Source organism: Cochleicola gelatinilyticus (genome assembly GCF_001637325.1).
Taxonomy (GTDB): Bacteria; Bacteroidota; Bacteroidia; order Flavobacteriales; family Flavobacteriaceae; genus Cochleicola; species Cochleicola gelatinilyticus.
In genome coordinates this window covers 668073-690828 of sequence record NZ_LRXL01000026.1, presented here as the reverse complement: position 1 = coordinate 690828, position 22756 = coordinate 668073, and the positions used below count along the sequence as shown (strand labels likewise).

Annotated in this window: 23 protein-coding genes; 6 read left to right on the top strand and 17 right to left on the bottom strand. The window is 36.1% G+C overall.

Annotated features, from left to right (window positions below):
- Nucleotides 1–86: 86 nt before the first annotated feature.
- Entirely contained in the window at nucleotides 87–896 is an 810-nt protein-coding gene (locus ULVI_RS05125) for an SDR family oxidoreductase (RefSeq protein WP_068590395.1), read from the bottom strand.
- Nucleotides 889–3252 carry a M20/M25/M40 family metallo-hydrolase gene (locus tag ULVI_RS05120; protein WP_068590393.1) on the bottom strand — a complete coding sequence of 788 codons (2364 nt, stop codon included), beginning with the start codon at nucleotides 3250–3252 and terminating at the stop codon, nucleotides 889–891. The genes ULVI_RS05125 and ULVI_RS05120 overlap by 8 nt, the downstream gene beginning before the upstream one ends.
- Before the next feature lie 118 nt (nucleotides 3253–3370).
- Between ULVI_RS05120 and ULVI_RS05115 the strand changes: the two genes are divergently transcribed.
- Nucleotides 3371–3835 (top strand): CBS domain-containing protein, encoded by a 465-nt coding sequence (locus ULVI_RS05115; protein WP_068590392.1) that lies wholly within the window; start codon nucleotides 3371–3373, stop codon nucleotides 3833–3835.
- On the opposite strand, the gene ULVI_RS05110 is transcribed toward ULVI_RS05115, so the two are convergent.
- The 4 genes from ULVI_RS05110 to ULVI_RS05095 all read right to left on the bottom strand — a co-directional run bounded on the left by ULVI_RS05110 (nucleotide 3836) and on the right by ULVI_RS05095 (nucleotide 6371).
- Nucleotides 3836–4378, bottom strand: a complete 543-nt coding sequence (locus tag ULVI_RS05110) for an H-type lectin domain-containing protein (protein ID WP_068590390.1) — start codon at nucleotides 4376–4378, stop codon at nucleotides 3836–3838. It lies immediately after the preceding gene.
- 93 nt (nucleotides 4379–4471) lie between these two features.
- Nucleotides 4472–4828: a hypothetical protein gene (locus ULVI_RS05105; protein WP_068590389.1), complete on the bottom strand. Its 357-nt coding sequence runs from the start codon at nucleotides 4826–4828 to the stop codon at nucleotides 4472–4474.
- A gap of 2 nt (nucleotides 4829–4830) precedes the next feature.
- Nucleotides 4831–5391: an HNH endonuclease gene (locus tag ULVI_RS05100; RefSeq protein ID WP_068590386.1), complete on the bottom strand. Its 561-nt coding sequence runs from the start codon at nucleotides 5389–5391 to the stop codon at nucleotides 4831–4833.
- Between the two features lie 71 nt (nucleotides 5392–5462).
- Nucleotides 5463–6371, bottom strand: a complete 909-nt coding sequence (locus ULVI_RS05095) for a DUF6268 family outer membrane beta-barrel protein (RefSeq protein ID WP_068590384.1) — start codon at nucleotides 6369–6371, stop codon at nucleotides 5463–5465.
- A gap of 151 nt (nucleotides 6372–6522) precedes the next feature.
- On the opposite strand from ULVI_RS05095, the gene ileS reads away from it, so the two are divergent.
- The 4 genes from ileS to ULVI_RS05075 all read left to right on the top strand — a co-directional run bounded on the left by ileS (nucleotide 6523) and on the right by ULVI_RS05075 (nucleotide 11708).
- A complete protein-coding gene (gene ileS / locus ULVI_RS05090; protein ID WP_068590382.1) occupies nucleotides 6523–9927 on the top strand; it encodes an isoleucine--tRNA ligase in 3405 nt (1134 codons plus the stop codon).
- Between the two features lie 4 nt (nucleotides 9928–9931).
- Entirely contained in the window at nucleotides 9932–10315 is a 384-nt protein-coding gene (locus ULVI_RS05085; protein ID WP_068590380.1) for a TraR/DksA family transcriptional regulator, read from the top strand.
- 67 nt (nucleotides 10316–10382) lie between these two features.
- Entirely contained in the window at nucleotides 10383–11012 is a 630-nt protein-coding gene (locus ULVI_RS05080) for a hypothetical protein (protein WP_068590378.1), read from the top strand.
- Nucleotides 11013–11075: 63 nt separating this feature from the next.
- Entirely contained in the window at nucleotides 11076–11708 is a 633-nt protein-coding gene (locus tag ULVI_RS05075) for a lipoprotein signal peptidase (protein WP_068590377.1), read from the top strand.
- An 82-nt stretch (nucleotides 11709–11790) separates the two neighbouring features.
- On the opposite strand, the gene ULVI_RS05070 is transcribed toward ULVI_RS05075, so the two are convergent.
- The 11 genes from ULVI_RS05070 to ULVI_RS05020 all read right to left on the bottom strand — a co-directional run bounded on the left by ULVI_RS05070 (nucleotide 11791) and on the right by ULVI_RS05020 (nucleotide 20809).
- Nucleotides 11791–12213, bottom strand: coding sequence for a response regulator (locus ULVI_RS05070; protein ID WP_068591400.1), 423 nt, complete (start codon nucleotides 12211–12213; stop codon nucleotides 11791–11793).
- A gap of 10 nt (nucleotides 12214–12223) precedes the next feature.
- Nucleotides 12224–13312 (bottom strand): PAS domain-containing sensor histidine kinase, encoded by a 1089-nt coding sequence (locus ULVI_RS05065; RefSeq protein WP_157632572.1) that lies wholly within the window; start codon nucleotides 13310–13312, stop codon nucleotides 12224–12226.
- A gap of 127 nt (nucleotides 13313–13439) precedes the next feature.
- Nucleotides 13440–13853: a DUF2752 domain-containing protein gene (locus ULVI_RS05060; RefSeq protein ID WP_157632571.1), complete on the bottom strand. Its 414-nt coding sequence runs from the start codon at nucleotides 13851–13853 to the stop codon at nucleotides 13440–13442.
- On the bottom strand, nucleotides 13843–14127 hold the full coding sequence (locus ULVI_RS05055; protein WP_068590375.1) for a CD225/dispanin family protein: 285 nt from the start codon (nucleotides 14125–14127) through the stop codon (nucleotides 13843–13845). Before ULVI_RS05055 ends, ULVI_RS05060 begins: the two co-directional genes overlap by 11 nt.
- A 45-nt stretch (nucleotides 14128–14172) precedes the next feature.
- Nucleotides 14173–14742 carry a 5-formyltetrahydrofolate cyclo-ligase gene (locus ULVI_RS05050; RefSeq protein ID WP_068590373.1) on the bottom strand — a complete coding sequence of 190 codons (570 nt, stop codon included), beginning with the start codon at nucleotides 14740–14742 and terminating at the stop codon, nucleotides 14173–14175.
- The gene (locus ULVI_RS05045; RefSeq protein ID WP_068590370.1) at nucleotides 14735–15739 is read right to left on the bottom strand and encodes a succinylglutamate desuccinylase/aspartoacylase family protein; all 1005 of its coding nucleotides are present in this window, start codon (nucleotides 15737–15739) and stop codon (nucleotides 14735–14737) included. The genes ULVI_RS05050 and ULVI_RS05045 overlap by 8 nt, the downstream gene beginning before the upstream one ends.
- A 4-nt stretch (nucleotides 15740–15743) precedes the next feature.
- Nucleotides 15744–16616, bottom strand: coding sequence for a 30S ribosomal protein S6--L-glutamate ligase (gene rimK, locus ULVI_RS05040; RefSeq protein ID WP_068590369.1), 873 nt, complete (start codon nucleotides 16614–16616; stop codon nucleotides 15744–15746).
- On the bottom strand, nucleotides 16606–17037 hold the full coding sequence (locus tag ULVI_RS05035; RefSeq protein ID WP_068590367.1) for an ATP-dependent zinc protease family protein: 432 nt from the start codon (nucleotides 17035–17037) through the stop codon (nucleotides 16606–16608). The genes rimK and ULVI_RS05035 overlap by 11 nt, the downstream gene beginning before the upstream one ends.
- Nucleotides 17038–17124: 87 nt before the next feature.
- Nucleotides 17125–17997: an ATP-grasp domain-containing protein gene (locus ULVI_RS05030; protein ID WP_068590365.1), complete on the bottom strand. Its 873-nt coding sequence runs from the start codon at nucleotides 17995–17997 to the stop codon at nucleotides 17125–17127.
- 110 nt (nucleotides 17998–18107) lie between these two features.
- Entirely contained in the window at nucleotides 18108–20330 is a 2223-nt protein-coding gene (locus ULVI_RS05025; RefSeq protein WP_068590364.1) for a TonB-dependent receptor, read from the bottom strand.
- A gap of 59 nt (nucleotides 20331–20389) precedes the next feature.
- Nucleotides 20390–20809, bottom strand: coding sequence for a hypothetical protein (locus tag ULVI_RS05020; RefSeq protein WP_068590362.1), 420 nt, complete (start codon nucleotides 20807–20809; stop codon nucleotides 20390–20392).
- 133 nt (nucleotides 20810–20942) lie between these two features.
- On the opposite strand from ULVI_RS05020, the gene uvrC reads away from it, so the two are divergent.
- Nucleotides 20943–22733 carry an excinuclease ABC subunit UvrC gene (gene uvrC, locus ULVI_RS05015; protein ID WP_068590360.1) on the top strand — a complete coding sequence of 597 codons (1791 nt, stop codon included), beginning with the start codon at nucleotides 20943–20945 and terminating at the stop codon, nucleotides 22731–22733.
- The last annotated feature ends 23 nt before the right edge of the window (nucleotides 22734–22756 follow it).

Below are 22756 nucleotides of genomic sequence, written 5' to 3'. Positions count from 1 at the left end.
GATTAAAGGAGCTCGAAAGGGCTCCTTTTTTTGTTGTATAGAATAAATTTTTATTGGAAGAACACAGAGTTTTGGTTCCGGCTATTTTAGTTTAATGCATGTATAAATGAATATCCCAATACAAGATCAAGGTTTTTAGAATCGACCTTTTTATATGTTCTATTTTCTATTTCTTCTGAAAAATTTGGCGGTTCTAATTGAAGTTCCTTCGCCCGATGCGTATAATACTCTTTTTTTAAAGGATGTTGTGGACTTACCGCATTAAAAATATGTCCAAAAGCATCTTGTTTTATTATTTCTGAAAGTATCCCAATAGCATCGTCTCTGTGAATTAGATTTACGGGAGCAGCACCTCCATTAAGTTCGGTCCTACCAGCGAGATATTTTACAGGTTCTCGACTTCCCCCATACAAGCCGCCAAAACGCACAAGAGTCGTTTTAAAAGAGGGTGCATTAAAAAATAGTTGCTCTACTTCCAATAGTTGTAGTCCTGCATTAGAGTTGGGCTTTGGCACATTCGTTTCGAAAACATGCCCTTGTGAATCACTGTATACAGAAGTACTACTAACCAACACTAATTTCTTTACAGAGCTAGCTTCAATAGCACCTAAAAAATGCTTCATTTTGGCAACATGATCGGCTCCAGTATTTCGTCGTAGTCCTGGAGGAATCATGCAAACCAATATTGTTACATCTTTCAAGAAAGCTTTGGGTTCTCCGCTAATTCCTTGTTCCGATAGTTCTAAAGGAAACGCATTAAAACCTCTGTTTTGAAAAGAACTCGCCTTTTTTAGACTTGTCACCGACCCTTTAACCCGATAGCCAAGCGTCATTAAACGTTGTGCAAAGGGTTGTCCTAACCACCCTAACCCAGCAATTGAAATAGTTTTACTCATAGTTGTTTTTTACTAAAGTGTCATGAATGGCATTAGAAAGAGGAAGTTCTGTAGGTGTAAATTCGTGTTTTAATACAACAGCATCGGTCACGACAAACGGTTTAGGCATCATCGTTTTTGGACGCGGATTTATACTAAATTGAGGATGCGACATTAAATCGAAAGAATACTCTTGGAGGGTAAATTTAATGGGTATTTCTGAAGTCGAACTATAAGTAACACGAAGTGAATCACCATCTGAAACATAATGTCGAATTAAATTGTTCTTGTCTTTTGAAGCAAAAATACTATTGGTTCGATCTCGTAACGGAAGGTTCTTACCGTTAAATGAAATATTTGTTATCGCATGTGGGGTAGCAGCATAGAGCTCTATCTGATTTACATTTCTGTTTGGATATATGGTGAATGTGACATCTCTGTTTCCACTATAAATTGTATCAAGGGTTTTTTCGATCGCTGGCTTCGGAATGTTTTTATTTGGAGCCTCTGCAATAAAACTATAGCCTCTGCTGTATTTACTGTAAGAGGTAATAAGATTTTTATTTGAAGCTGTTTCCGGATCTTCTCCCAAATATCCTTTAGTCCAGTCATCGATAAAAGAGTCGTAAGTAAGCCAATACGATTGGTTCGTATCGGCATCTTTATAAAATAAAAGACTGTTCGGTTTTTGTCTTTTTTCAGAAAAATCACTTCTAATATGGGCAGTAATAAAAAACACAATCGCAAGTATAAAGCATATAAGCGAACTAATATTTTTCCACACATAAAAGCCAAATACCGGAAGCAATAATCCGAATAAAAGTACGGTGAAGACACAGGAAATCACCAACATTTTTAACCCTAAACCAACAGGAAAAAACTGAATTAATGGTCCCAATATAAATAAGGCTGGTGCTGCTAAAAATGCTAAGAGCAACAAACTTGGACGTTCTTGATGAATTAATAGAAATAATGAAATTAATCCAAAAAACAACGGAATTACAAAAAAGGCAGCTCCTTTTAAATAAATAACTACAACGATATTTACAAGCAACCAGAACGTTAAAGGTGCAACGTATAGACCGGCAACGAAATCTTTTTTGCTATAGCGTTTATATAGCTTAAATAAAATGGCTAGAGAAAGCAACACAAAAAACGCAATATATGCGTGCCCATTATAGGTAAATCCGTGCTGAATTTCATTGTATTGCGGATACAGCTTCAGAAGTAAAATCCAACCAAAATACCCAATGCCTCCGCATAGAACTAAAGAAAGTAAAAAGGTTCCAAAGCCTTTTGCGATGGTACGACCTTTCAGTTTTCCTTTAGAAATTCCGAAGAAAAGCAAAACAATAAATAGTGCAGCACACAGTAAGAGCATTGGTAAGATCCAAGAAAAAGGGTAGCTAATTAATTTTAGAAAAGGAAGATTTACATATACATTATCTGTTTCAGAGCGAAGTTGAGATAAATCTGCATCAGCGAAATAATGAAGTAATGGTAGCAGGTAACTTCCTTGATGTTGTAGCGTATTACGGTCTAGATTTTCGAACGTATCGTTTGCTGTGTGATAATCGTAATGATCGTCGATAAATGCAAAAAAGAAACTATCGATATCGCCTCGTTCCCTAAATACTGTCGAGTCTGTGCTGTTTGGTAATAATTTATATACACTATACATGAGGGAAGAACTCACTGGAAATTTCGGATTTGCCGCTATAAAACCTTTAATAAGGTTAGAATTTCCGTGATTGGTTTCAAGAATCATATTACTTGGGCCACCACTTCCACGAGCTTCAAAGTTTAGTATAAGTCCGATGTTTTTTGCCCATGGATGTTCATTTACGAATAATTTAGCGCCATCTAATCCAATTTCTTCTCCATCGCTGAAGAGAATTATTACATCATTTTTAGGAGTTTTTCCGCTTGCCTGATAGGCACGGAGCGATTCTAAAATAGTTACAATCCCACTCCCCGCATCGCTGGCTCCGTTCGAAGGAACCAACGCACTATCATAATGCGATAAAAGTAGTAATGACTTTGTTGGATTCTCACCTTTAATTCGAGCTACTATATTTTTTGGTTTGTCGAGACTCTTTGAAGAAGTGTTTAAAACAAAGCCTTCTTGTATTTCAGTTTCGAGACCTAGTGCTTCTAATTGTGCGACCAAATAATTACGAACTCGTTCGTGTTCTTTAGAACCTAAATAATGTGGTGCTTTGCTTATTTCTTTAAGAGGGATTAGTGCCCGTTCTGAAGAGAATTCGGTAAGCGGTGTTTTTGCATCTTTACCCTTTTGAGGCATAAGTGTAAAAAATGAAAGGTAGAGTAATAGAAGAATAATTAATAAAGAAAGAACACCACTTAATTTTCGCATAAACCCAGTTTAGGGATTTAAAAATACAACTTTATCATAAAAGAGGGAACTGTTTGTTTTATTGAGGACGTTTTCGTTTTGTTTTTTCTTATCTTAGAAAACATAAAATGCAGGTATTATGGGAATTAAAAGTTTTATGGGTAAAAGAGCTACGCCTCAAAAAGGAGCTTCGGAAGGGATTCGAGTTTCAGATTATATGTCACGTAATTTAACAACATTTCGTCCCGATCAATCTGTTATGGAAGTGATGACCTTATTGGTTAAGCACAAAATATCAGGTGGCCCAGTCGTAAATGAAAAAAATGAACTTGTCGGGATTATTTCTGAAGGGGATTGTATGAAACAAATTAGTGAGAGCCGTTATTACAATCAACCTATGGAAGATGTAACCGTATCGAAACACATGGCTAAAAATGTGGACACGATCGATGGTAACATGAATGTTTTCGATGCAGCGAATAAGTTCTTAGAATCGAAACACCGTAGATTCCCCATTGTTGAAAACGGAAAATTAGTCGGGCAAATTAGTCAAAAAGATGTCTTAAAAGCGGCTTTAAAATTACGAGGACAAACCTGGAAATAATTAATTTTGTGTTCTTTCAGTAGCGATCCAGTCGATAAATACATCATTGGTGTTAGCAGAATCGTTTATAGCTATCGTAAATCCAGTAACAGAAGCATTGGCTACTTTTATTTGTTCAACAGAATTCGACCCTGAATTATTAATTCCATCACCTTCCCGAAATGAGATCACTATCGAAGGGACTGCAGCAAACGGGGTATTAAAAGTAACATCGTAATACTGCCATCCACTAACTATAGGTCCTGTTTCGTAACTTCCTGCTTGCGTTAAATTACTATTGTTAATAGAACTTACCAAAACAACCCATTGAGTGCCATCATTATAAACGAAAGAATTAATATCGGTATCGTACACCAACATTCCTTGTACGTTTGGCATTGCGGTTCTGTTCGCTGAGGGCAGGCGAGGAATCAAGATTCCACTATCTTCTGAAGAAACATCTAATATAGCAGAGGGGTCGGGATTTGTAGTGCCAATTCCTACCTGGGAGTATACTGCATTCCATCCAATAAGGATGAAAGCGATGAGTATAATTTGTTTCATGTGAGGTGATTTTCTAACAAATATAGAGCGATTCTAGAATCCTCAAAATATATTAGACCAACAACCAATATACTCTATTAAGAGAGTAATTTCTTACAAGCTAAGATCAACTTTAACAAGAAGATAGATGTCATTTTCTAGGGCTAAATATCCTTGGTTATACACGTAGAAATATGTTGATCCAGTTTTTGTGATATATTGACCCGTAAAAAACTTAAAACTAAACCCTAACCTAAGTAGCTTTTCTTTAGTGGTTTTTGTTTTGTCTTTTGTGTTTAATTGCTCTAAAATTCGATAGTTCTTTCGAAGTCTGTTGTTTACGTTCCGAACGAGATTTTTATGATCCTTATTTAGTGAATTGTTATGAGCATTCCTGCAGGCATCACTGCAAAATTTCTTGTCGGAACGTCCAATAATTTTTTCACCACATTCGGGACATTGTCTATTCATAGTTACTCGTATTCAACGTGACCCCAATTTTCTCCAGATTTAATGCGGTATAATTGCATTTCAGAAATTCCGAATTGTTTTGCAATAAGCCGCATTCGTGTTTTTCTGTTAGGGTCGAAGATCTTTCTTTTTATAAGCTTTACTCTTCCCGCATTTAATTTAGAATAGCGAGGTTTTATCTTTGTTTTTTCTTTTGCTGCAATGACCGCTGGGTTTTTCATATTATGAGCCGTTAATTCAGCACGGTTTGCAAACATGAGATTTTCCGCTCGATTATTCCGTTTGTCAAAATCAATATGCGTAACAAACTTTTTATTTTCTGGATTATCCAAAAAGAGTTCAGCAACAGCACGATGTACATAGATCAAGTCGTATTTTCCAACTTTTTTTCTAGCATAAAAAACATCATACTTTGCAAGAGAACTTACTTTTAAAATTTCGCCTTCCGGATTTTTTTTATAGGTGATTACCCTTCCGAAGTTAGATACCTTAAACGATTCTTCATTGCGCCAATGTGGCTTTTTGAAGTCTTTCCAGACTTCATTTCTTAACTTAATTAACATAAAACAGGGGAGTTTTGTAATCAAATATACACAAAGTGTACTAATTTATAAAAAAGATACCAGAAAGTAAATTATTCTGAAGAAGTACTGGGTAAGTTAAAGCGATAAATTGCTTCAATTTTAGCAAAGAATCCTCCTGAAACATCTGGGTTTAATTGAGTTCTATCATCCCCAAAGCTGAAAGCAGAAACTCCAAGATCGATTTTTTCTGCATTAGAATACACTTCGTAATTATTGCTAGAGTACCCAATTTTTCCACGTAAAAGAACCGTTTTTTCTAATAGATTTAGCTGTATATAACTTGAAAATTCAAGTGAACTAAGGTCTACATAGCGTTCAGAAGTATCAGTTTCGTCATACAAACGAAAACTTCTACCAATTCCGTAATAATCTACTCCAACCGTAGTTTTTCCGAAGGTATAATTTACATCAGCGGCAATTGGTAGCGACATGTCCATTTCAAACTTATTGTTCTTACTTAAATAATACCACCCGATAATAGGTGTTGTGAAAAAACCGAAAGCTTCGGTTGTTGCGTAGAGTCCAAAACGATATTTTAAGTGTTCATTTTTTTGGTATTTCAACAAGCCCAATCCTCCAAAATAAAAATCATCACCCTTTATAGCATTGTAGTCTGAGGCGATCTTCGGAAGTAATACTAACGTACTACTCCATGTATCGTTAAAAGTAGTGGCAAGTCCCAGTTTTAAAATTGTACTATAAAGTGTTGTGGCTGATGTATTGGGAGCTAGTTCTAGGTGGTTGGTGCTAAATGCAACCCCAGTAATAAAAGCATTTTTCTCTGACAACACTATAGGAACTGTAAGATCTATGTCTAATGAAGAAACATTAGTGCTACCTACTGTATTTACATAATCGTTATTAAATGTTTGTCCGTAGCCTACTTTTAAAAGGTCTACATAATTTTGGCAAAAAGCGGAACAGGAAACAAAAACAAGTAGGATACAATAGTTTTTCAAATGATAAGGTTTTGGCTAAAGATAGAATTTTCTTCGGAAAGATTTATAGCGAAGTTGAAAGCTGAAAACAGGAATGATTTTGACTTTAAACCTACTAGCCTTTTTCAGCAAAATTTCTTACTTTCGCAACCTTATTGAAAGGCAACCGTTTATGAGCACAAAATTTAAGGAATACAAGGGCTTAGACCTTCCTGAACTGGGAAAGGAAGTACTCGATTTTTGGAAAAAAGAAAACATTTTCGAAAAGAGTATTTCCATTCGTGAAGACAACCAACCCTTTGTGTTTTTCGAAGGGCCACCATCGGCAAACGGAATGCCTGGAATTCACCACGTGATGGCACGTGCAATCAAAGATATTTTCTGTCGCTATAAAACCCAAAAAGGATTTAAAGTAGACCGCAAAGCCGGTTGGGATACCCACGGACTACCTATAGAGTTAGGAGTAGAAAAAGAACTGGGAATTACCAAAGAAGATATCGGAATCAAAATTTCTGTTGAAGCCTATAACGAGGCTTGTCGAAAAGCCGTAATGCGCTATACCGATGCTTGGAATAAAGTTACAGAAAGTTACGGGTATTGGGTAGACATGGAAGACCCTTACATTACCTATAAGCCCAAATACATGGAGACTGTGTGGTGGCTGTTAAAAGAAATCTATGGCAAAGGGCTCATGTATAAAGGGTATACCATACAGCCATATTCTCCAAAGGCAGGGACAGGACTCAGTTCGCACGAGTTAAACCAACCTGGAACCTATCAAGATGTTACCGATACAACTGTTGTAGCACAGTTTAAAGCCGTAGCCGATACGTTACCCGATGTACTGGCAGAAGTCTCTAACGATATCTGGTTTCTAGCATGGACGACAACACCCTGGACATTGCCAAGTAATACGGCACTTACCGTAGGGGCAAAGATCGATTATGTGTTGGTGCGTTCTTATAACCAATATACGTTTCAACCGATCAACGTTGTTTTAGCGAAAAATCTAGTTGAAAAGCAATTTGGCGGAAAATTTGAAGAAAAACCTAATGCAGAATCGTTAGAAGCCTACAAACAAGGGGATAAAAAGATACCTTATTTTATTGCTGCGGAATTTAAAGGAAAAGATCTTGAAGGAATTCGATACGAACAATTATTGTCTTATGCGCAGCCACACGATCATCCCGAAAATGCTTTTAGAATCATTACTGGAGATTTTGTCACTACTGAAGACGGTACCGGAATAGTACATACCGCTCCTACTTTTGGGGCCGATGATGCGAAAGTAGCTAAGGAAGCTGTGCCAGAAGTGCCACCATTATTGGTGAAAGATGAGGGAGATAATTTAGTTCCGTTAGTAGATATGCAGGGGAAATTTAGACCCGAAATGGGAGAATTTGCCGGCAAATATGTAAAAAATGAATATTATGATGATGGAGAAGCACCAGAAAAGAGCGTTGATGTTGAATTGGCAATTAAGCTAAAGACCGAAAATAAAGCATTCCACGTAGAGAAATATGTGCATAGTTACCCTAATTGCTGGCGAACCGATAAACCAATTTTATATTATCCGCTAGACTCTTGGTTTATTAAAGTGACCGATTTTAGAGATCGGATGTTCGAATTAAATGAAACCGTTAATTGGAAACCAAAATCGACTGGGGAAGGGCGCTTCGGAAATTGGTTAGCGAATGCCAACGACTGGAACCTTTCGAGATCACGATACTGGGGAATTCCCCTTCCGTTATGGCGTACTGATGATGGAAAAGAAGAAATAATTATCGGCTCTATTGAAGAATTGAAACAAGAAATGGAAAAAGCTGTTTCTAAAGGTTTCATGAAGGAAGATATCTATTCAGATTTTGTGGCTGGCGATTTTTCCGAAGAAAATTATAATACGGTAGATCTTCATAAAAACATTGTTGATGATATTGTATTGGTTTCAGAAAGTGGAAAGCCTATGAAACGTGAGGCAGATCTTATCGACGTTTGGTTCGATAGTGGTTCGATGCCGTATGCACAGTGGCATTACCCGTTTGAGAACAAAGAAAAAGTTGAGCAAACTTGGCGTAAAGCAGATTTTATTGCAGAAGGTGTCGATCAAACCCGAGGTTGGTTTTATACGTTACATGCCATTGCTACAATGATCTTTGATGATGTTGCGTATAAAAATGTAGTGTCTAACGGATTGGTGCTCGACAAGAACGGACAAAAAATGTCGAAGCGTCTTGGAAATGCTGTAGATCCTTTCGATACCTTAAAAACCTACGGTCCCGATGCTACGCGATGGTATATGATTAGCAATGCGAATCCGTGGGATAATTTAAAATTTGATAGCGACGGAATTGCTGAAGTACGCAATAAATTCTTCGGAACCCTTTACAATACCTATAGCTTCTTCAGTTTATATGCGAATCTTGACAATTTTAGTTATTCTGAAACCGATATTCCGTTAGCGAAACGACCCGAGATTGATCGTTGGATCCTTTCAGAATTACACACACTTATTCAAAAAGTGGATGAAGCATTTAGTGAATATGAGCCTACTAAGGCAACGCGGTATATTAGTGAATTTGTTCAAGAAAACTTAAGCAACTGGTTTGTTCGATTAAGTAGAAGAAGGTTTTGGAAGGGTGAGTATGCTGAGGATAAGATCTCTGCGTATCAAACATTGTATACTTGCCTTATAACAGTTGCTAAATTAGGTGCTCCGGTTGCGCCATTTTTTATGGACAGATTGTTTAAAGATTTGAGCAATGGAGTTAAAGAGGATGTTGTAGAATCTGTACATTTAAGTGATTTTCCAACGGCAGACCGTTCGTATATTGATACTGAATTGGAACGTAAGATGCAACGAGCACAAACAATAAGTTCATTGGTGTTATCGTTACGTCAGCGAGAGAAAATCAAGGTGCGTCAACCGCTTCAGAAAATAATGATTCCAGTATTGGATGAAAAAACTAAAGAAGAGATTAAAGCTGTTTCAGAATTAATAAAATCTGAAGTAAATGTAAAAGAAGTGGAGCTTATCGATGAGGGATCTGGGATGTTAGTGAAACAAATTAAACCCGATTTTAAAAAATTAGGACCACGATTTGGAGCAGACATGAAATCTGTAGCTCAGAGAGTTATGAGTTTTGGTCAAGAGGAGATTAGAACGATAGAAAAAGACGGAGAAATTTCTGTTAAAATTAATGGAAAAATGATTATCTTGACTATCGAAGACGTTGTGATAAGTTCTCAAGATATTGAGGGTTGGTTGGTTGCAAATGCCAATGGAGTCACAGTTGCTCTCGATGTTACCATTACTCCCCACTTAAAGAATGAAGGTATTGCCAGAGAATTGGTAAACCGAATTCAAAATATTAGAAAAGATTCTGGTTTTGAGGTTACAGATCGTGTTGAAGTTACCATAGAGAAAGAAGCGAAACTACAAACGGCTGTAGATCAAAATCTTCAGTACATTAAACAAGAAACGCTTACAGAGATACTTCAATTTGAAGAAACAGTAAAAAATGGTACGCTGATTGCTTTTGATGATATTGAAACCAAATTAAGTATTATAAAACATTAAAATTATGGCTCAAGATTTAAAGAATAGATATAGTGATGCTGAATTAGAAGAATTCAGAGATCTTATACAAGAGAAAATTAATAAGGCAAAAGAACAATTAGAACTTATTGAAAGCTCGTATAAAAATGATAGTAATAATGGTACAGATGATACTTCACCTACATTTAAAGCCTTCGATGAAGGTAGTGAAGTAATGAGTAAAGAGACCTCATCTCAATTGGCGATTCGACAAGAAAAATTTATTCGTGATCTTAAGAATGCCCTTATTCGAATTGAAAATAAAACGTACGGCGTTTGTCGTGTAACAGGAAAACTTATTAATCCTGAACGTTTAAAACTTGTGCCTCATGCTACGTTAAGCATTGAAGCAAAGAACATGCAGAAGTAATATTTTAGTATTCAATTTTAATGAACTTAATTTAATAATACCCTACACTTTTATGTAGGGTTTTTTTATGCTGAAAAGACTTACAATTATTTTAATTATAGTGGTATTTGTTTCAGGGCTGCATGCTCAAAAACAAATGCAAAAGACATGGGATGCCTCAAGTTTTGAGACACTTTTCATTAAAAGTGATGCGGTTTATACAATCACTGTAATTTCAGAAAAAAGAAATACCATTTCTATTAGTACTTCTATAGAAGGGGAATCCTCTGAAACGGTAGTAGTAAATGCTTCAGAAATAAATAACACCCTCACAATATCTACTTCTCGTATTCCATTTTTTATTTCTAAAAATGATAAACTGGCTGCTCATAAGGTTCTTGCAATAGAAATGGAGTTAAAAATTCCTGAGGACATAAATTTTAAAGTGAAATCATCTATGGCATCGGTAACACTTTCTGGAATTTTTAAAGAGGTGAGTTTAGCATTGGAAGCAGGTAATTGTATAGCAACAAAATTTAAAGGAAACGCAACCATTGAAACAAAAAGCGGTTTTATTACTATTGAAGCAGACGATGCCTGTGAAGGTATAGCAATCTCAAAATATAATACTGCTACAAATAGTCTTAGAACTTCAGGAAAATATAAAATTATAGCAACCAGTATTTACGGAACAGTCTCACTTACTCAAACGAAATAAAAGTATTATTTTTGTCGACCTTCTGTTACATCATATTGTTCTCAGAAAGATTAAAATAATCGTATGACAATTAAAAAAGCTGTTGGAATTATTATTCTTATCCTGATTATTGATCAGGTTTCTAAGTTTTATATTAAAACACATTTTACGTTAGGAGAAGAGGTAAAGATCTTCGAATGGTTTCGCATTCTTTTTGTAGAAAATGAAGGAATGGCTTGGGGTGTAAAAATTCCAGGTACATATGGAAAACTTATATTAACCTTATTTCGCTTGGGAGCAATTGTAGGTATTGCTTACTGGCTGTGGGACTCTATACGAAAAAATCTACCTCGGGTATTAATTATTGCGATTGCATTTATTTTTGCTGGTGCACTAGGTAATATTATAGATTCGGTTTTTTACGGGATTATCTTCAATGACAGCAACACCACGATAGCAACGTTATTTCCTGAAGAAGGGGCTTACGGAACACTGTTTCACGGTAAGGTGGTAGACATGCTCTATTTTCCGCTATGGGAGGGGTATTTACCAGAATGGTTCCCGATTTGGGGAGGAAACTATTTCCGATTCTTCGAACCTGTCTTTAATGTAGCAGATACAGCAATAAGTGTTGGAGTAGGATTGTTATTGGTGTTTAATAAAAAAGCATTTCCAAAGCATGAGGACAAAAAAGAACAGACAGAATTAAACAATTAGGAAGGGTAAAATAACTACGGTAATTTTACATTTTTAATTCCCATTTCTCTTTAAGATGTTTTTTGTGACCTGCAATTAAATTTTAAGAAGAAGCCGCAATTCTAAATAGTTTCTCGAATGCATCCATTTTAACAGGCTTAATAAGATAATCGGTTACAATACTGTCCGATTTAGCTTTATTAATCTCATACGGGTCTATCGATGAACTCACCACAAATAGACTCGTGGAAAAATCATTATTATTTTTTAATTTCCTAAATTTTTTTAGAAACTCCCAGCCATCCATTACTGGCATATTAAGGTCTAATAAAACAATCTCCGGGAAACTAGTGGTAGGGAAATTGTTGAGGTTAGATTTAAAATACATTAGAGCCTCTTCGCCATTTCTAAAAATAACTAGTTTTTCAGATAAATTTTTGTTGCGAATAATCTTTTTTACAAGATTGACATAGATAATATCATCGTCTATAATACAAGATAATTTAATTTGGGGATGTGTTTTCAAAAGAGACAATTTAGTTGAATTGAATTGTAAATGTGGTTCCTTTGTTTACAGTGCTTTCTAGAGAAATTTTACCGTGAAGGGCTTCTACCTGATTTTTAATGAGAAATAACCCAATTCCAACAGAATCTTCACGCTTATGAAATGTTTGGTACATAGTAAAAACTTTATCTTTATACAGTTCGAGATCGATGCCTATTCCATTGTCTTTAAACTCTAAATAATCGGACCCATTTTTAAAATAAGTTGAAATCTCAATCTTAGGGGGTCTATCGGGATGTTTATACTTTATAGAATTCGTTATAAGATTTAAAAAAATACTTTCCATGTAAGCTGGTATATATTTTATAGAGGGAACGAGCGAAAAATCACTGTATATTTCAGTTTTGGTTTTTAAAATAACTTGGTTGAGTGAGTTTTTAACTTGTTGTAAGATTTCCTCAAAATGTACTGGCAATTTTTCTTCATCTGCTTTAGACTGCACATTAACAATTTCATTTAAGTGAACAATTGTGTCGTTTAAACTTTTAGAAATACTGTCTAAACTTTCCATAAATTCTTTTCGTTCTTCTTCTGAAGAAACCGAATTCATTAATTCTAACGTAAGCTGTAAATTGCTAGAGTGAGACCGAAGATTATGAGAAACAATATGCGCAAAATTAAGAAGCTTCGAGTTCTGTATTTCAATAAGATGTAAAGAATTTTCTAAGCTTAGTTCTTTTAATTTTTCTGAAGTTATATCTTGAAATACTCCATGAACGCCAACAATATTTTTTTCATGGTCGTATAGAGGTTTTCCAATAGCACGTGCCCAAAATTCTTTTTTGTCGTACGTAAGCATTTTAAGATAGGCAGTAAAAGGTTTACCTGAACGGCAAGAATTTATTAACTCTAATACCTTTTCGTGGTGTTCCTCAACGTAAAAATCTAAAGCACTTTTTGGTTTTGGGACAAAACTGTCGGGAATATTTAGAATACGTCTTCCTTCCGGATCTATATAACTTTCCTTTTTTACAAAATTGATCCCCCAACCACCGGCGGCGGTCATTTTAGCAATCTCTTGATAATAAAAATTATCAAAATGTGTTAGAGGATTTTTCACAGATAAGCGCTCTTTGTGATTCTAGGTAAGCTCATGAATAAAATATAGGAGAAACGCATTTTAATTAAATTGGGTTACGAAAGATAGCTAATTTTTTTAGAAGTGTGATATTCAAGTTTGTAGTTGTTTATTCTGTAGGGGCTAAAAAAGTGAAGGGAGCGTACGGAATATTTCGAAGAACCCAATAAAGAATAGCTATAGCGAAATACCCAAAAATAAAAGCATTATTATAAAATAATGAAATACGATGTGACGTAGAGAAAATATAATTATAAAGAGTTAGTCCTAACCCATATACAAGTAAGGGAAGCGTAAGTACCATGAGAGGATTCAATCTAAATGCGGCAAGAATATGTCCATGGAGCAGTTGATAAACCGCTCTTTGAGACCCACAACCCGGACAATGATATCCCGTAACCATTTTAATAGGACAGGATAGGAAGAAGGTGCTTTGAGAAGGATTAAAAAGGTAATACAATAAAAACAACCCTCCAAGACCGAAGACCAGAAGGGTTAATTTTATAGTTTTATTAGTATCCACCCATGGCTCCACCGGCAATTCCTACTACCATTAATATAATGTAAAGTACCCATACAATAGCAGCCGCTACAGCAGCCCAAATTGCAAACTTTTTAGCGTCGTTAGCAGCTTTTTGCGCTCCGGCATGATCTCCCTGTAACCAGAGTTCCTTAACTTTGGTAGATTTAATAATAGAAACAATTCCTAAAGGAAGGCAACATAATACGGTGCTTAATATAGCCCAAACAAGATGATTATCTGGGGGTGTTGCCTGTGGTTGGTTCAAATTTTCCATTTTTATAGTTGGTTAGATTAATAAGAGTTTAAATATAATGATTTTTTAAAACGTATATATTTTTTTCGGTGTAATACAATAATCAAGGGGTACGTCGTTAGGATCTTGAGGTAATTTGTCTTCAGCTTCAAATAAAGAAAGTCCAACAAGAATAGTGTCTTTACGACATTTTTCTAAAAACCTGTCATAGAATCCCTTTCCGTAACCAAGTCTGTTTCCTTTAATGTCGAACGCTAATAGTGGAACAAACACTACGTCGATTTGCTTCGGAAGCAGTTCTATACCATCTTTGGGCTCAGGAATTCCATATTTAGAATGAAGTAATATTGTGTTTTCTTGAAGCAAAAAATGCGCCATTTCAAGAGTGTTGAAATCAGATTTTGAAACGACTACACTTTTATCTCTTCCTTGAAGGATATGGAGTAGGTACTGGGTGTCCACTTCTTTTTTTTCTGAAATCGATAAAAACAAATGGTAATAAGTACCTTCCCATATCTGAAGCTTTAATGCATTATTGGCAATGGCTAGACTCGCCTCATCAATATTTTCAGTAGTGAGTGTAGCTCTATGTGCTTTGTAAGTCTGGCGGAACTGTTGTTTTGTAAGTTTACTCATGGAGCTCATCCTCTTCGGTTTCAGAAACCGTTGCATTAACAGTGGTTATATGAAATATAGCATCCCCTTGATATACAATAGGGGCATGATTTACATTAATAATATAGCCTTCATTTGGTGCAATTACCTTATGTCGCATCTCTCCAAATGGATCGGTGATGGTTGCCAAAAACTCTCCTTTTTCTACGTGTTTATTGCATTCAATTTTAATGTGTAACAAACCACTTTTTTGAGCACGCATCCATTTCGTTTTTTCAATAAGTACAGTTTTTCTTTTAGGAGCTGGCGCCTCAAAAGAATCTGAAAGCATATTGAAATGAGACAGAAAACGCATTGTACCATCCACTCCTTCTTTCACTACGTTTTTATTGCTTTCTAAACTTTTACCTCCTTCAAATAGTAAGGTAGGTATTCCTTTTTTTGCACACGTGGTTCGGTACGATTTATCAATATTATTAGAATAAATCGTAAAAGGGGCATTAAAAATTTTTGCCAAGGTTAGTAAATAATCATCTCCGCGATGAATACGAAGTTGAGGAGCATTAAAACGACTCGCACCTCCAGTATGAAAATCGAGGCAGTAATCGGCATGTGGAAGTATTTTTTTTGTAAAGTGATAGGCTACTCTACTTGCTAAAGATCCTGTTTTGGTTCCCGGAAATACTCGGTTTAGATCTCTTCCATCGGGGAAAGTTCTCTCGGCATTTAAAAAACCGAAAATATTAAGAATGGGGATGCAAATTGTGGTTCCTCGTTTAGGGCGATTTATTTTTTTTGCAATAATCTGACGAACAATTTCCACACCATTAATTTCATCACCGTGAATCCCAGCTGTTAAAAGTACAGTTGGACCAGGTTCTGTAGAACGGGCCACAATAACCGGAATATCGATTTGTGTAGAGGTATATAATTTTGCAATGCTAAAATTGAGCATCTTAACGTCCCCTGGTACTATTTCGGTTCCTAAAATTACAAGTGTATCTTCATTGTCTGCCATGCGACTATACGTTTCTTTCTATATATTTAATAATTGAATTGGCGATGTCTTTTCCAGTAGCCGTTTCAATTCCTTCTAATCCAGGCGAAGAATTTACTTCTAAAATAAGCGGACCTCGCGCCGATTGCAGCATATCTACTCCTGCAATACCAAGTCCCATCGCTTTCGCTGCCTTGAGAGCTGCTGTTTCCTCTTCATCGGTAAGCTTAATAACAGTAGCACTTCCTCCACGGTGTAAATTGCTTCTAAATTCTCCTTCTTTACCTTGACGTTTCATTGCGCCCACTACTTGCCCATCGACAATAAATGCACGAATATCGGCACCACCGGCTTCTTTTATAAATTCTTGCACGATTACTCGAGCTTGTAAATTATTAAAAGCCTCAATGACAGATTCGGCAGCTTTTTTTGTTTCAGCTAGAATGACACCAATTCCTTGAGTTCCTTCTAATAACTTAATAATTACAGGAGCACCACCAGCTTGCTCAACGACTTCTTTAACATCTTTAGAGTAGTTGGTGAAGATGGTTTTCGGAAGTCCTAAACCAGCCCTTGAGAGAATTTGAAGGCTTCGTAATTTATCGCGAGAACGAACCAAAGCTTGAGACTCGGTAGTAGTAAATGCGCGCATCATTTCGAATTGTCGCACTACTGCCGTACCATAAAAAGTAACCGAAGCACCAATTCTAGGGATTACTGCATCGATATTTTCTAATTTCTGCCCTTTGTAATATATACAGGGGTTTTTTTTCTCGATCACAATATCACATTTGGTGTGATTGATAATTTCTACCGAATGGCCTCTTTTTTTTGCCGTTTCAACCAAACGTTTTGTAGAATACAGATTCGGATTCGCAGATAATATTTTAATGTTCATTTTTTAATTTTAGTTTGTAAGAGAGGTTGGTCTTATTTATATCGACTACGAATCTTTTGGTTAAAAATTTTCTTCCTAGTAGAACAGGATATTTCATTTCGGCACGGTCGCTCAAGGTTAAAAAAATAGGATATACTTTTCCAAAGAGCAAAATTTCAGTTAAAATTCGATACCGAGCTTGACTTTGCCCATTGCTACTTTTAACTACTTTTACATCATACTTATCGAATGTAATTTCTTTATTATGATAATCGGGATGCTCTTCATCTAGAAATTTACATTTCAAGTAATTATCTTCCACGACAATTTCTGTGCAATGAATGGAAGAGGTAAAAGCACCTGTGTCAATTTTAATTGCTAGATCAAAAAGATTTAATAGAGGAAAATCTGCTTTATCGGTCCTACCTATACTTCGTTTCAAATGTGAATAATTTTATAATTGCAAGATACTAAAAAGACTTTCTAACAAAGAAGAAGGATTAAAGGGTTTAAATGGTTTAAGAGAATCTTAGCGTTTATGTCGTTCTAAGTACTCAATAATATGCTTTGATACATCGATACCGGTTGTGTTTTCGACACCTTCTAAACCGGGAGTTGAATTAACCTCTAACACTAATGGACCTCGTTTAGATTGTAGAATATCCACGCCACATACACCAAGATTTAAAGATTTTGCAGCTCTTAGTGCTGCATTTTTTTCAGCTTCGGAAAGCTTTATTGCTTCGGAAGAACCTCCACGGTGTAAATTAGAGCGAAAGTCACCTTCTTTTGCTTGTCTCCGCATGGAAGCGACAATAGACCCACCTACAACAATTACACGAAGATCGGCTCCCTTAGATTCTTCAATGTATTCCTGAAGCAGAAATCGGGACCGAGTAGAACGAAGGGTCTCAAGTGTTGCCAATGCATTTTTATACGATTCGCATAAAATAACTCCGGTTCCGTGCGTACCTTCTAATAATTTTATAATTACAGGACCTTGGCCAAAATCACGCAAAAAATCTTCTGCGTAGTACTGGGATACTAATGTTGTTTTTGGTAACGGAACTCCCGCTTTTGCCATTATTTGAAAACTAGCCCATTTATCACGGGAAATTCGAATCCCTTCAGAAGAAACTATCGAAAAGACCTCCATAGCTTCAAAATGTCGCACTAATGATGTGCCATAATAGGTGTTCGAAGCACCAATTCGCGGAATAATAGCATCGAGATCATCAATAAGTTTATCGTGATATTGCAATAATGCTTTGTCGTCTTCTATGAATACATTGCAATAGGTTGGATCTATCACTTCTATCGAGTGATTTAAAGCCTCCCCTGCTTTTAGAAGACTTTGAGTAGAATATAATGTCTCCCCTCGAGACAAAATGGCGATATTCATGACTTTTAATTATGTTCTGCAATGTAGAAAATAAATATAAATCGAGAAGTACCCTAATAACAATTATAACACGTGAGAGGAGACATTCTTATTTAATAAACAATAGGTGTTTAAAAGTTAACGGTAACCTTACCTCTTAAAAAGAAAGGGGTTCCAGGAGTAAAGTGAATTTCCTCGGTAGGCTCAGCTTCGTTAAACAGTCGACTCTCTGTGGCAAATTGTGTTTCGTTCCATTCGGTATCGAATAGATTTTCTACAATAATTCCGAAAACAAAGTTTTTATAGGTGTAGTTGATGTTAAAGTCGGTCACAAAATATCCCTCAGCAATAATGCTATTGTCTTCATTAGCAGCACGGTCTTTTATAAAGCGATAATTTAATCCTCCCGAAAAATCTCCTACATTTTCGAAAGTAACACCTCCCGTTGAGGTAAGGTCCGGTGCTAAAGGAATATAGTCTGCACCTTCAGGTTCGTCTGTACTTCGAGCATAAGTATAATTTATGTCTCCAAATAGATACAGCCAATCTAAAGCTTCATAACGCATTCCGAAGTCAACCCCTAAACGACGAGATTTTCCACTAGGTTCAACAATTCCAGCGTCACCTACATACACAAATTCTTGATCTAAAAACAACGACCAAAGCGTACTGTTAATAATGAACTTGTCGGTTATTTTGTAGATCGCTCCTATATCGGTTCCGTAGGCTGCAGGTAAAATATCTTCCCCATTGTTAGCTACTACTACACGAGCATCGTTGGAATGAAAACCAACTCCAGTTTTTAAAAATAACTGTAAGGTTCGATTGGGACTGTATGTAACGTTCAATTTCGGACTTGCAAATACCTTGCTTTCGCTCTTATTGTCGTACGTTTCAGTTAGAAAATTTTCATAATCGAATTTAAAGTAATCAAGACGAAGACCTGGTGCAACTTTAAAGTCTCCCATATCGAATTCTGTATTCAGAAAAGCAAAAGCGTTTAGCTCATCTACATTTCCAAAAGCGAGACGTTCTAAAATTTCTTTTCGGTTTTTGGTTCGTGACAATTCCACGTTGTTTACATCATCATAGCGAATTCCCATACCGGCAGTATATTCAAAATCGGTACTTCCAAGATTGAGATCTTTAGAATATGCAGTTTGAAATCCAAGTATATTTCGATCTTCCTGCTGCATAATCTGGTCTCCGTTTACTGGGTCCTCTAAAAAGAACGTAAAGTTTGAAAACAGTTGAAAGTCATAATGTGAATAAAAAGCAGAAGTCTTTAATTTAGAATTATCAGTAAGAATTTTACTGTGATTTACTAAAACATTCGTTCTACTAGTATTTCCGCCTTCGGTATCATCAATCGCACCAAAACGTCCAATAATGCCAGCATCAACAGCGCGCTGCGGAATTTGCCCTGAAGCATCCCACTTGCTTTGAAAATGAGAAGCGGTAAACGAAACTTCCTGATCTTGGGCTACTTTAAAATTGTATTTCCCCATCAGGTTAAAGCGATTAAAATTTTGTGGGGTATCATATGGTCCATCGAAAGAGTTATAAGAACTAGCGATATAAGCATTGCTTTTTTCGGTTTCAAGAACATTAAATAATCCTACGGTTCGAAAACTATTAAAATCCCCTAACTCTACAGATACAGAACTATTATCGATACGTTCTTTCGTTTTAAAGGCAACATAACCAGCCGTGGTAAAATCACCTCGTTCTGCGTAAAAAGGCCCTTTTCCAAAATCTATTTTTTCGATTGTTTCTGGGATTAAGAAATGCAGATCACTATATCCTTGTCCGTGTGCATGCGACACCATATTAACTGGAAGCCCATCTACCGAAAGACTAATGTCGGTACCGTGATCGATATCGAATCCGCGTAAGAATATTTGTTCTGCTTTACCACCACCTGCGTGTTGCCCAATTATAAGCCCAGGTACTTTTCGCAGTACTTCTTGCGTATTCTTTACGGGATCGTTTTGTAGATCGATCGAAACAATTTGATTGAGGGTATTTACTTCGGGTGAAATCACGATCTGACTTAAAGAAACAGCGCTTTGTTGTAATGTAATGGTGATTTCTGAAGAAAGATCTTCTTCTGCCACCGTGTAAACAAAGGTTTCATACCCTAAGTAAGAACTATATATTTGGTCGTTTACTGAAACATTATCTAAAATAAATGTTCCTTGCGAATTAGTGTGCGAATGTGTTCCGCTGTCTTTATTGAAGATCGCCACATCTTCCATAGGCGTATTGTTTTGAGTTACTACTTTTCCTTTAAGCGTTTGCGATTGTGCATACGCGCAGCAAAGTAGCATACTCCATATAAGTATACTTTTCATAAAAAATTTTTTGAATAAGAGAATGTTTCAGAAGGAGTACTTCCGAAAATTAGGTGCGATTATGAAAAGAAAAACCTGGGTGGAGGGGTGTCGTTTCGAGGTACGACAGAATAGGTTTCAGAAACAAAAAAGAATAAAGATTTTTTAAAAGGCTTCGGAAGGGTTTCAGAAGTGAAATTAGGCTCTTGAAAGTGCTTGTCGAATTTTAGTTCTTTTGAATGCATTTCACTATCGGAAGCATTTTTTTCCGAAGAAAACAATTCTGAAAGAAAGGAGATAGCTTTGTGCTCATGCCCATGTTCAATATCTGCATCGTGTGCCAACTCATGCGAATAGTCAACATCGGTTTGTAATATCGCATGTTCTAATTTATGAAAACCCTCTAATAAAGGTTTCTGTAATGGTACCAACAAGTATACGAAAGCCAACACCAAAATGGCTGGTTTTTGTATCGCTTTAAGAATTGTTAGTAGTGTCATTTTATAGGGTTGGTATTTAAAAGTACGCAAATACACGACGTTTGGATTTTAAAATGTTTTTTTTAGCGGTTTATTAACAGTTATTGCTTCTTGATTTCTAATTGAAAAATAAAATTGCTAGTATCTTTGAAGTATGGCTGAAGCTTCGGTACCCTTACAAATTTCTACCTTACCCAATTCTCCTGGGGTCTATCAATATTACGATAAAGATGGAAAATTACTGTATGTTGGGAAAGCAAAGAATTTAAAAAAAAGGGTCTCTTCTTATTTCAATAAACAACATGACAATGCCCGCACCCGATTGTTGGTGCGCCGAATAAAGGATATTAAGCACATTGTGGTGGCAACAGAAACCGATGCTCTTTTGCTGGAAAATAACTTAATTAAAAAGTACCAGCCAAAGTACAATGTCATGCTCAAAGATGACAAAACATATCCTTGGATTTGTATTAAGAATGAGCGTTTTCCGAGAGTTTTTCCTACTCGACGGCTTATCAAGGATGGCTCCGAATATTTTGGTCCTTACACGAGCATGAAAACGGTGCATACCTTATTAGATCTTATAAAAGGGTTGTATCCCTTACGCACATGTAATTACGACCTTTCTGAAGAAAAAATACAGAACGGAAAATACAAGGTATGTCTCGAATACCATCTTGGAAATTGCTCTGGACCTTGCGAAGGGATGTATTCTGAAGCAGAATATAACGAGAACATTGAGGCAATTAGGAATATAGTAAAAGGAAATTTTAAAGATTCGCTCGTACGATTTAAAAAACAAATGAAGCAGTATGCCGAAGATTTAAAATATGAAGATGCTCAGCGTGTTAAAGAGAAAATTGAGGTTCTTGAAAATTATCAGGTGAAATCGACCGTTGTAAATCCGAAAATTAATAACGTCGATGTCTTTTCGATAATTAGTGATGAAAGTTATGGATATGTAAACTTTTTACAATTGTCTTTTGGGGCCATTATTCGCTCCCATACGTTAGAGATTAAAAAGAAACTTGATGAAACCGACAAGGAGTTGCTTCAGCTAGCGGTGATCGAACTTAGACAGCGCTTTAACTCACAGTCGAAAGAGATTTACGTGCCTATAAAGATAGATGCCGAAGAAGGAGTAAAAGTGCATATTCCGAAGGCAGGCGATAAAAAGCACATTTTAGATCTGTCGGTTCGAAATGCCAAATATTTTAGAATGGAGCGGTTTAAGCAAGCAAAGATTGTAGATCCCGATCGTCATGAAAAACGAGTCATGGCACAGATGAAAAAAGATCTCCGACTTACCGAAGAACCACGTCACATTGAATGTTTCGATAATAGTAATATTCAAGGGACAAATCCAGTAGCGGCATGTGTGGTTTTTAAAAACGGAAAACCAAGCAAGAAGGACTATCGTAAATTCAATATAAAAACAGTAGAAGGTCCAGATGATTTTGCGTCAATGGAAGAAGTCGTGTATCGCCGTTATAAAAGATTGCTAGATGAAGAGCAACCCTTGCCACAACTCATCATCATAGATGGAGGAAAGGGGCAGTTATCTTCTTCGTTAAAAAGTCTTGACAAACTTGGACTGCGAGGAAAGATTGCAATAATTGGTATTGCTAAACGACTGGAAGAATTGTTTTATCCAGATGATCCCATCCCATTGTATTTAGATAAAAAATCGGAAACTTTAAAGATCATTCAGCAATTACGAAACGAAGCACATCGATTTGGTATCACTTTTCATCGTGATAAACGAAGCAAGCAAGCACTGAATACAGAATTGGAATCAATTTCTGGAATTGGGGAAAAGACGGTCGTCGATTTATTGCAACATTTTAAAAGCACTAAACGAGTTTCTCAAGCAAGTTTTGAAGCCCTTGCTAAAATAATAGGAAGTAGTAAAGCAAAGAAAATTGTTGAGCATTTTCAGAAATAATTAATTATAAGAGTTAAAACCAA

Bases quoted from the DNA above. Each gene is read 5' to 3' on its own strand.
- ULVI_RS05125 (WP_068590395.1), bottom strand. From the start codon at position 896: ATGAGTAAAACTATTTCAATTGCTGGGTTAGGGTGGTTAGGACAACCC.
- ULVI_RS05120 (WP_068590393.1), bottom strand. From the start codon at position 3,252: ATGCGAAAATTAAGTGGTGTTCTTTCTTTATTAATTATTCTTCTATTA.
- ULVI_RS05115 (WP_068590392.1), top strand. From the start codon at position 3,371: ATGGGAATTAAAAGTTTTATGGGTAAAAGAGCTACGCCTCAAAAAGGA.
- ULVI_RS05110 (WP_068590390.1), bottom strand. From the start codon at position 4,378: ATGAAACAAATTATACTCATCGCTTTCATCCTTATTGGATGGAATGCA.
- ULVI_RS05105 (WP_068590389.1), bottom strand. From the start codon at position 4,828: ATGAATAGACAATGTCCCGAATGTGGTGAAAAAATTATTGGACGTTCC.
- ULVI_RS05100 (WP_068590386.1), bottom strand. From the start codon at position 5,391: ATGTTAATTAAGTTAAGAAATGAAGTCTGGAAAGACTTCAAAAAGCCA.
- ileS (WP_068590382.1), top strand. From the start codon at position 6,523: ATGAGCACAAAATTTAAGGAATACAAGGGCTTAGACCTTCCTGAACTG.
- ULVI_RS05085 (WP_068590380.1), top strand. From the start codon at position 9,932: ATGGCTCAAGATTTAAAGAATAGATATAGTGATGCTGAATTAGAAGAA.
- ULVI_RS05080 (WP_068590378.1), top strand. From the start codon at position 10,383: ATGCTGAAAAGACTTACAATTATTTTAATTATAGTGGTATTTGTTTCA.
- ULVI_RS05075 (WP_068590377.1), top strand. From the start codon at position 11,076: ATGACAATTAAAAAAGCTGTTGGAATTATTATTCTTATCCTGATTATT.
- ULVI_RS05055 (WP_068590375.1), bottom strand. From the start codon at position 14,127: ATGGAAAATTTGAACCAACCACAGGCAACACCCCCAGATAATCATCTT.
- ULVI_RS05050 (WP_068590373.1), bottom strand. From the start codon at position 14,742: ATGAGTAAACTTACAAAACAACAGTTCCGCCAGACTTACAAAGCACAT.
- ULVI_RS05045 (WP_068590370.1), bottom strand. From the start codon at position 15,739: ATGGCAGACAATGAAGATACACTTGTAATTTTAGGAACCGAAATAGTA.
- rimK (WP_068590369.1), bottom strand. From the start codon at position 16,616: ATGAACATTAAAATATTATCTGCGAATCCGAATCTGTATTCTACAAAA.
- ULVI_RS05030 (WP_068590365.1), bottom strand. From the start codon at position 17,997: ATGAATATCGCCATTTTGTCTCGAGGGGAGACATTATATTCTACTCAA.
- ULVI_RS05025 (WP_068590364.1), bottom strand. From the start codon at position 20,330: ATGAAAAGTATACTTATATGGAGTATGCTACTTTGCTGCGCGTATGCA.
- ULVI_RS05020 (WP_068590362.1), bottom strand. From the start codon at position 20,809: ATGACACTACTAACAATTCTTAAAGCGATACAAAAACCAGCCATTTTG.
- uvrC (WP_068590360.1), top strand. From the start codon at position 20,943: ATGGCTGAAGCTTCGGTACCCTTACAAATTTCTACCTTACCCAATTCT.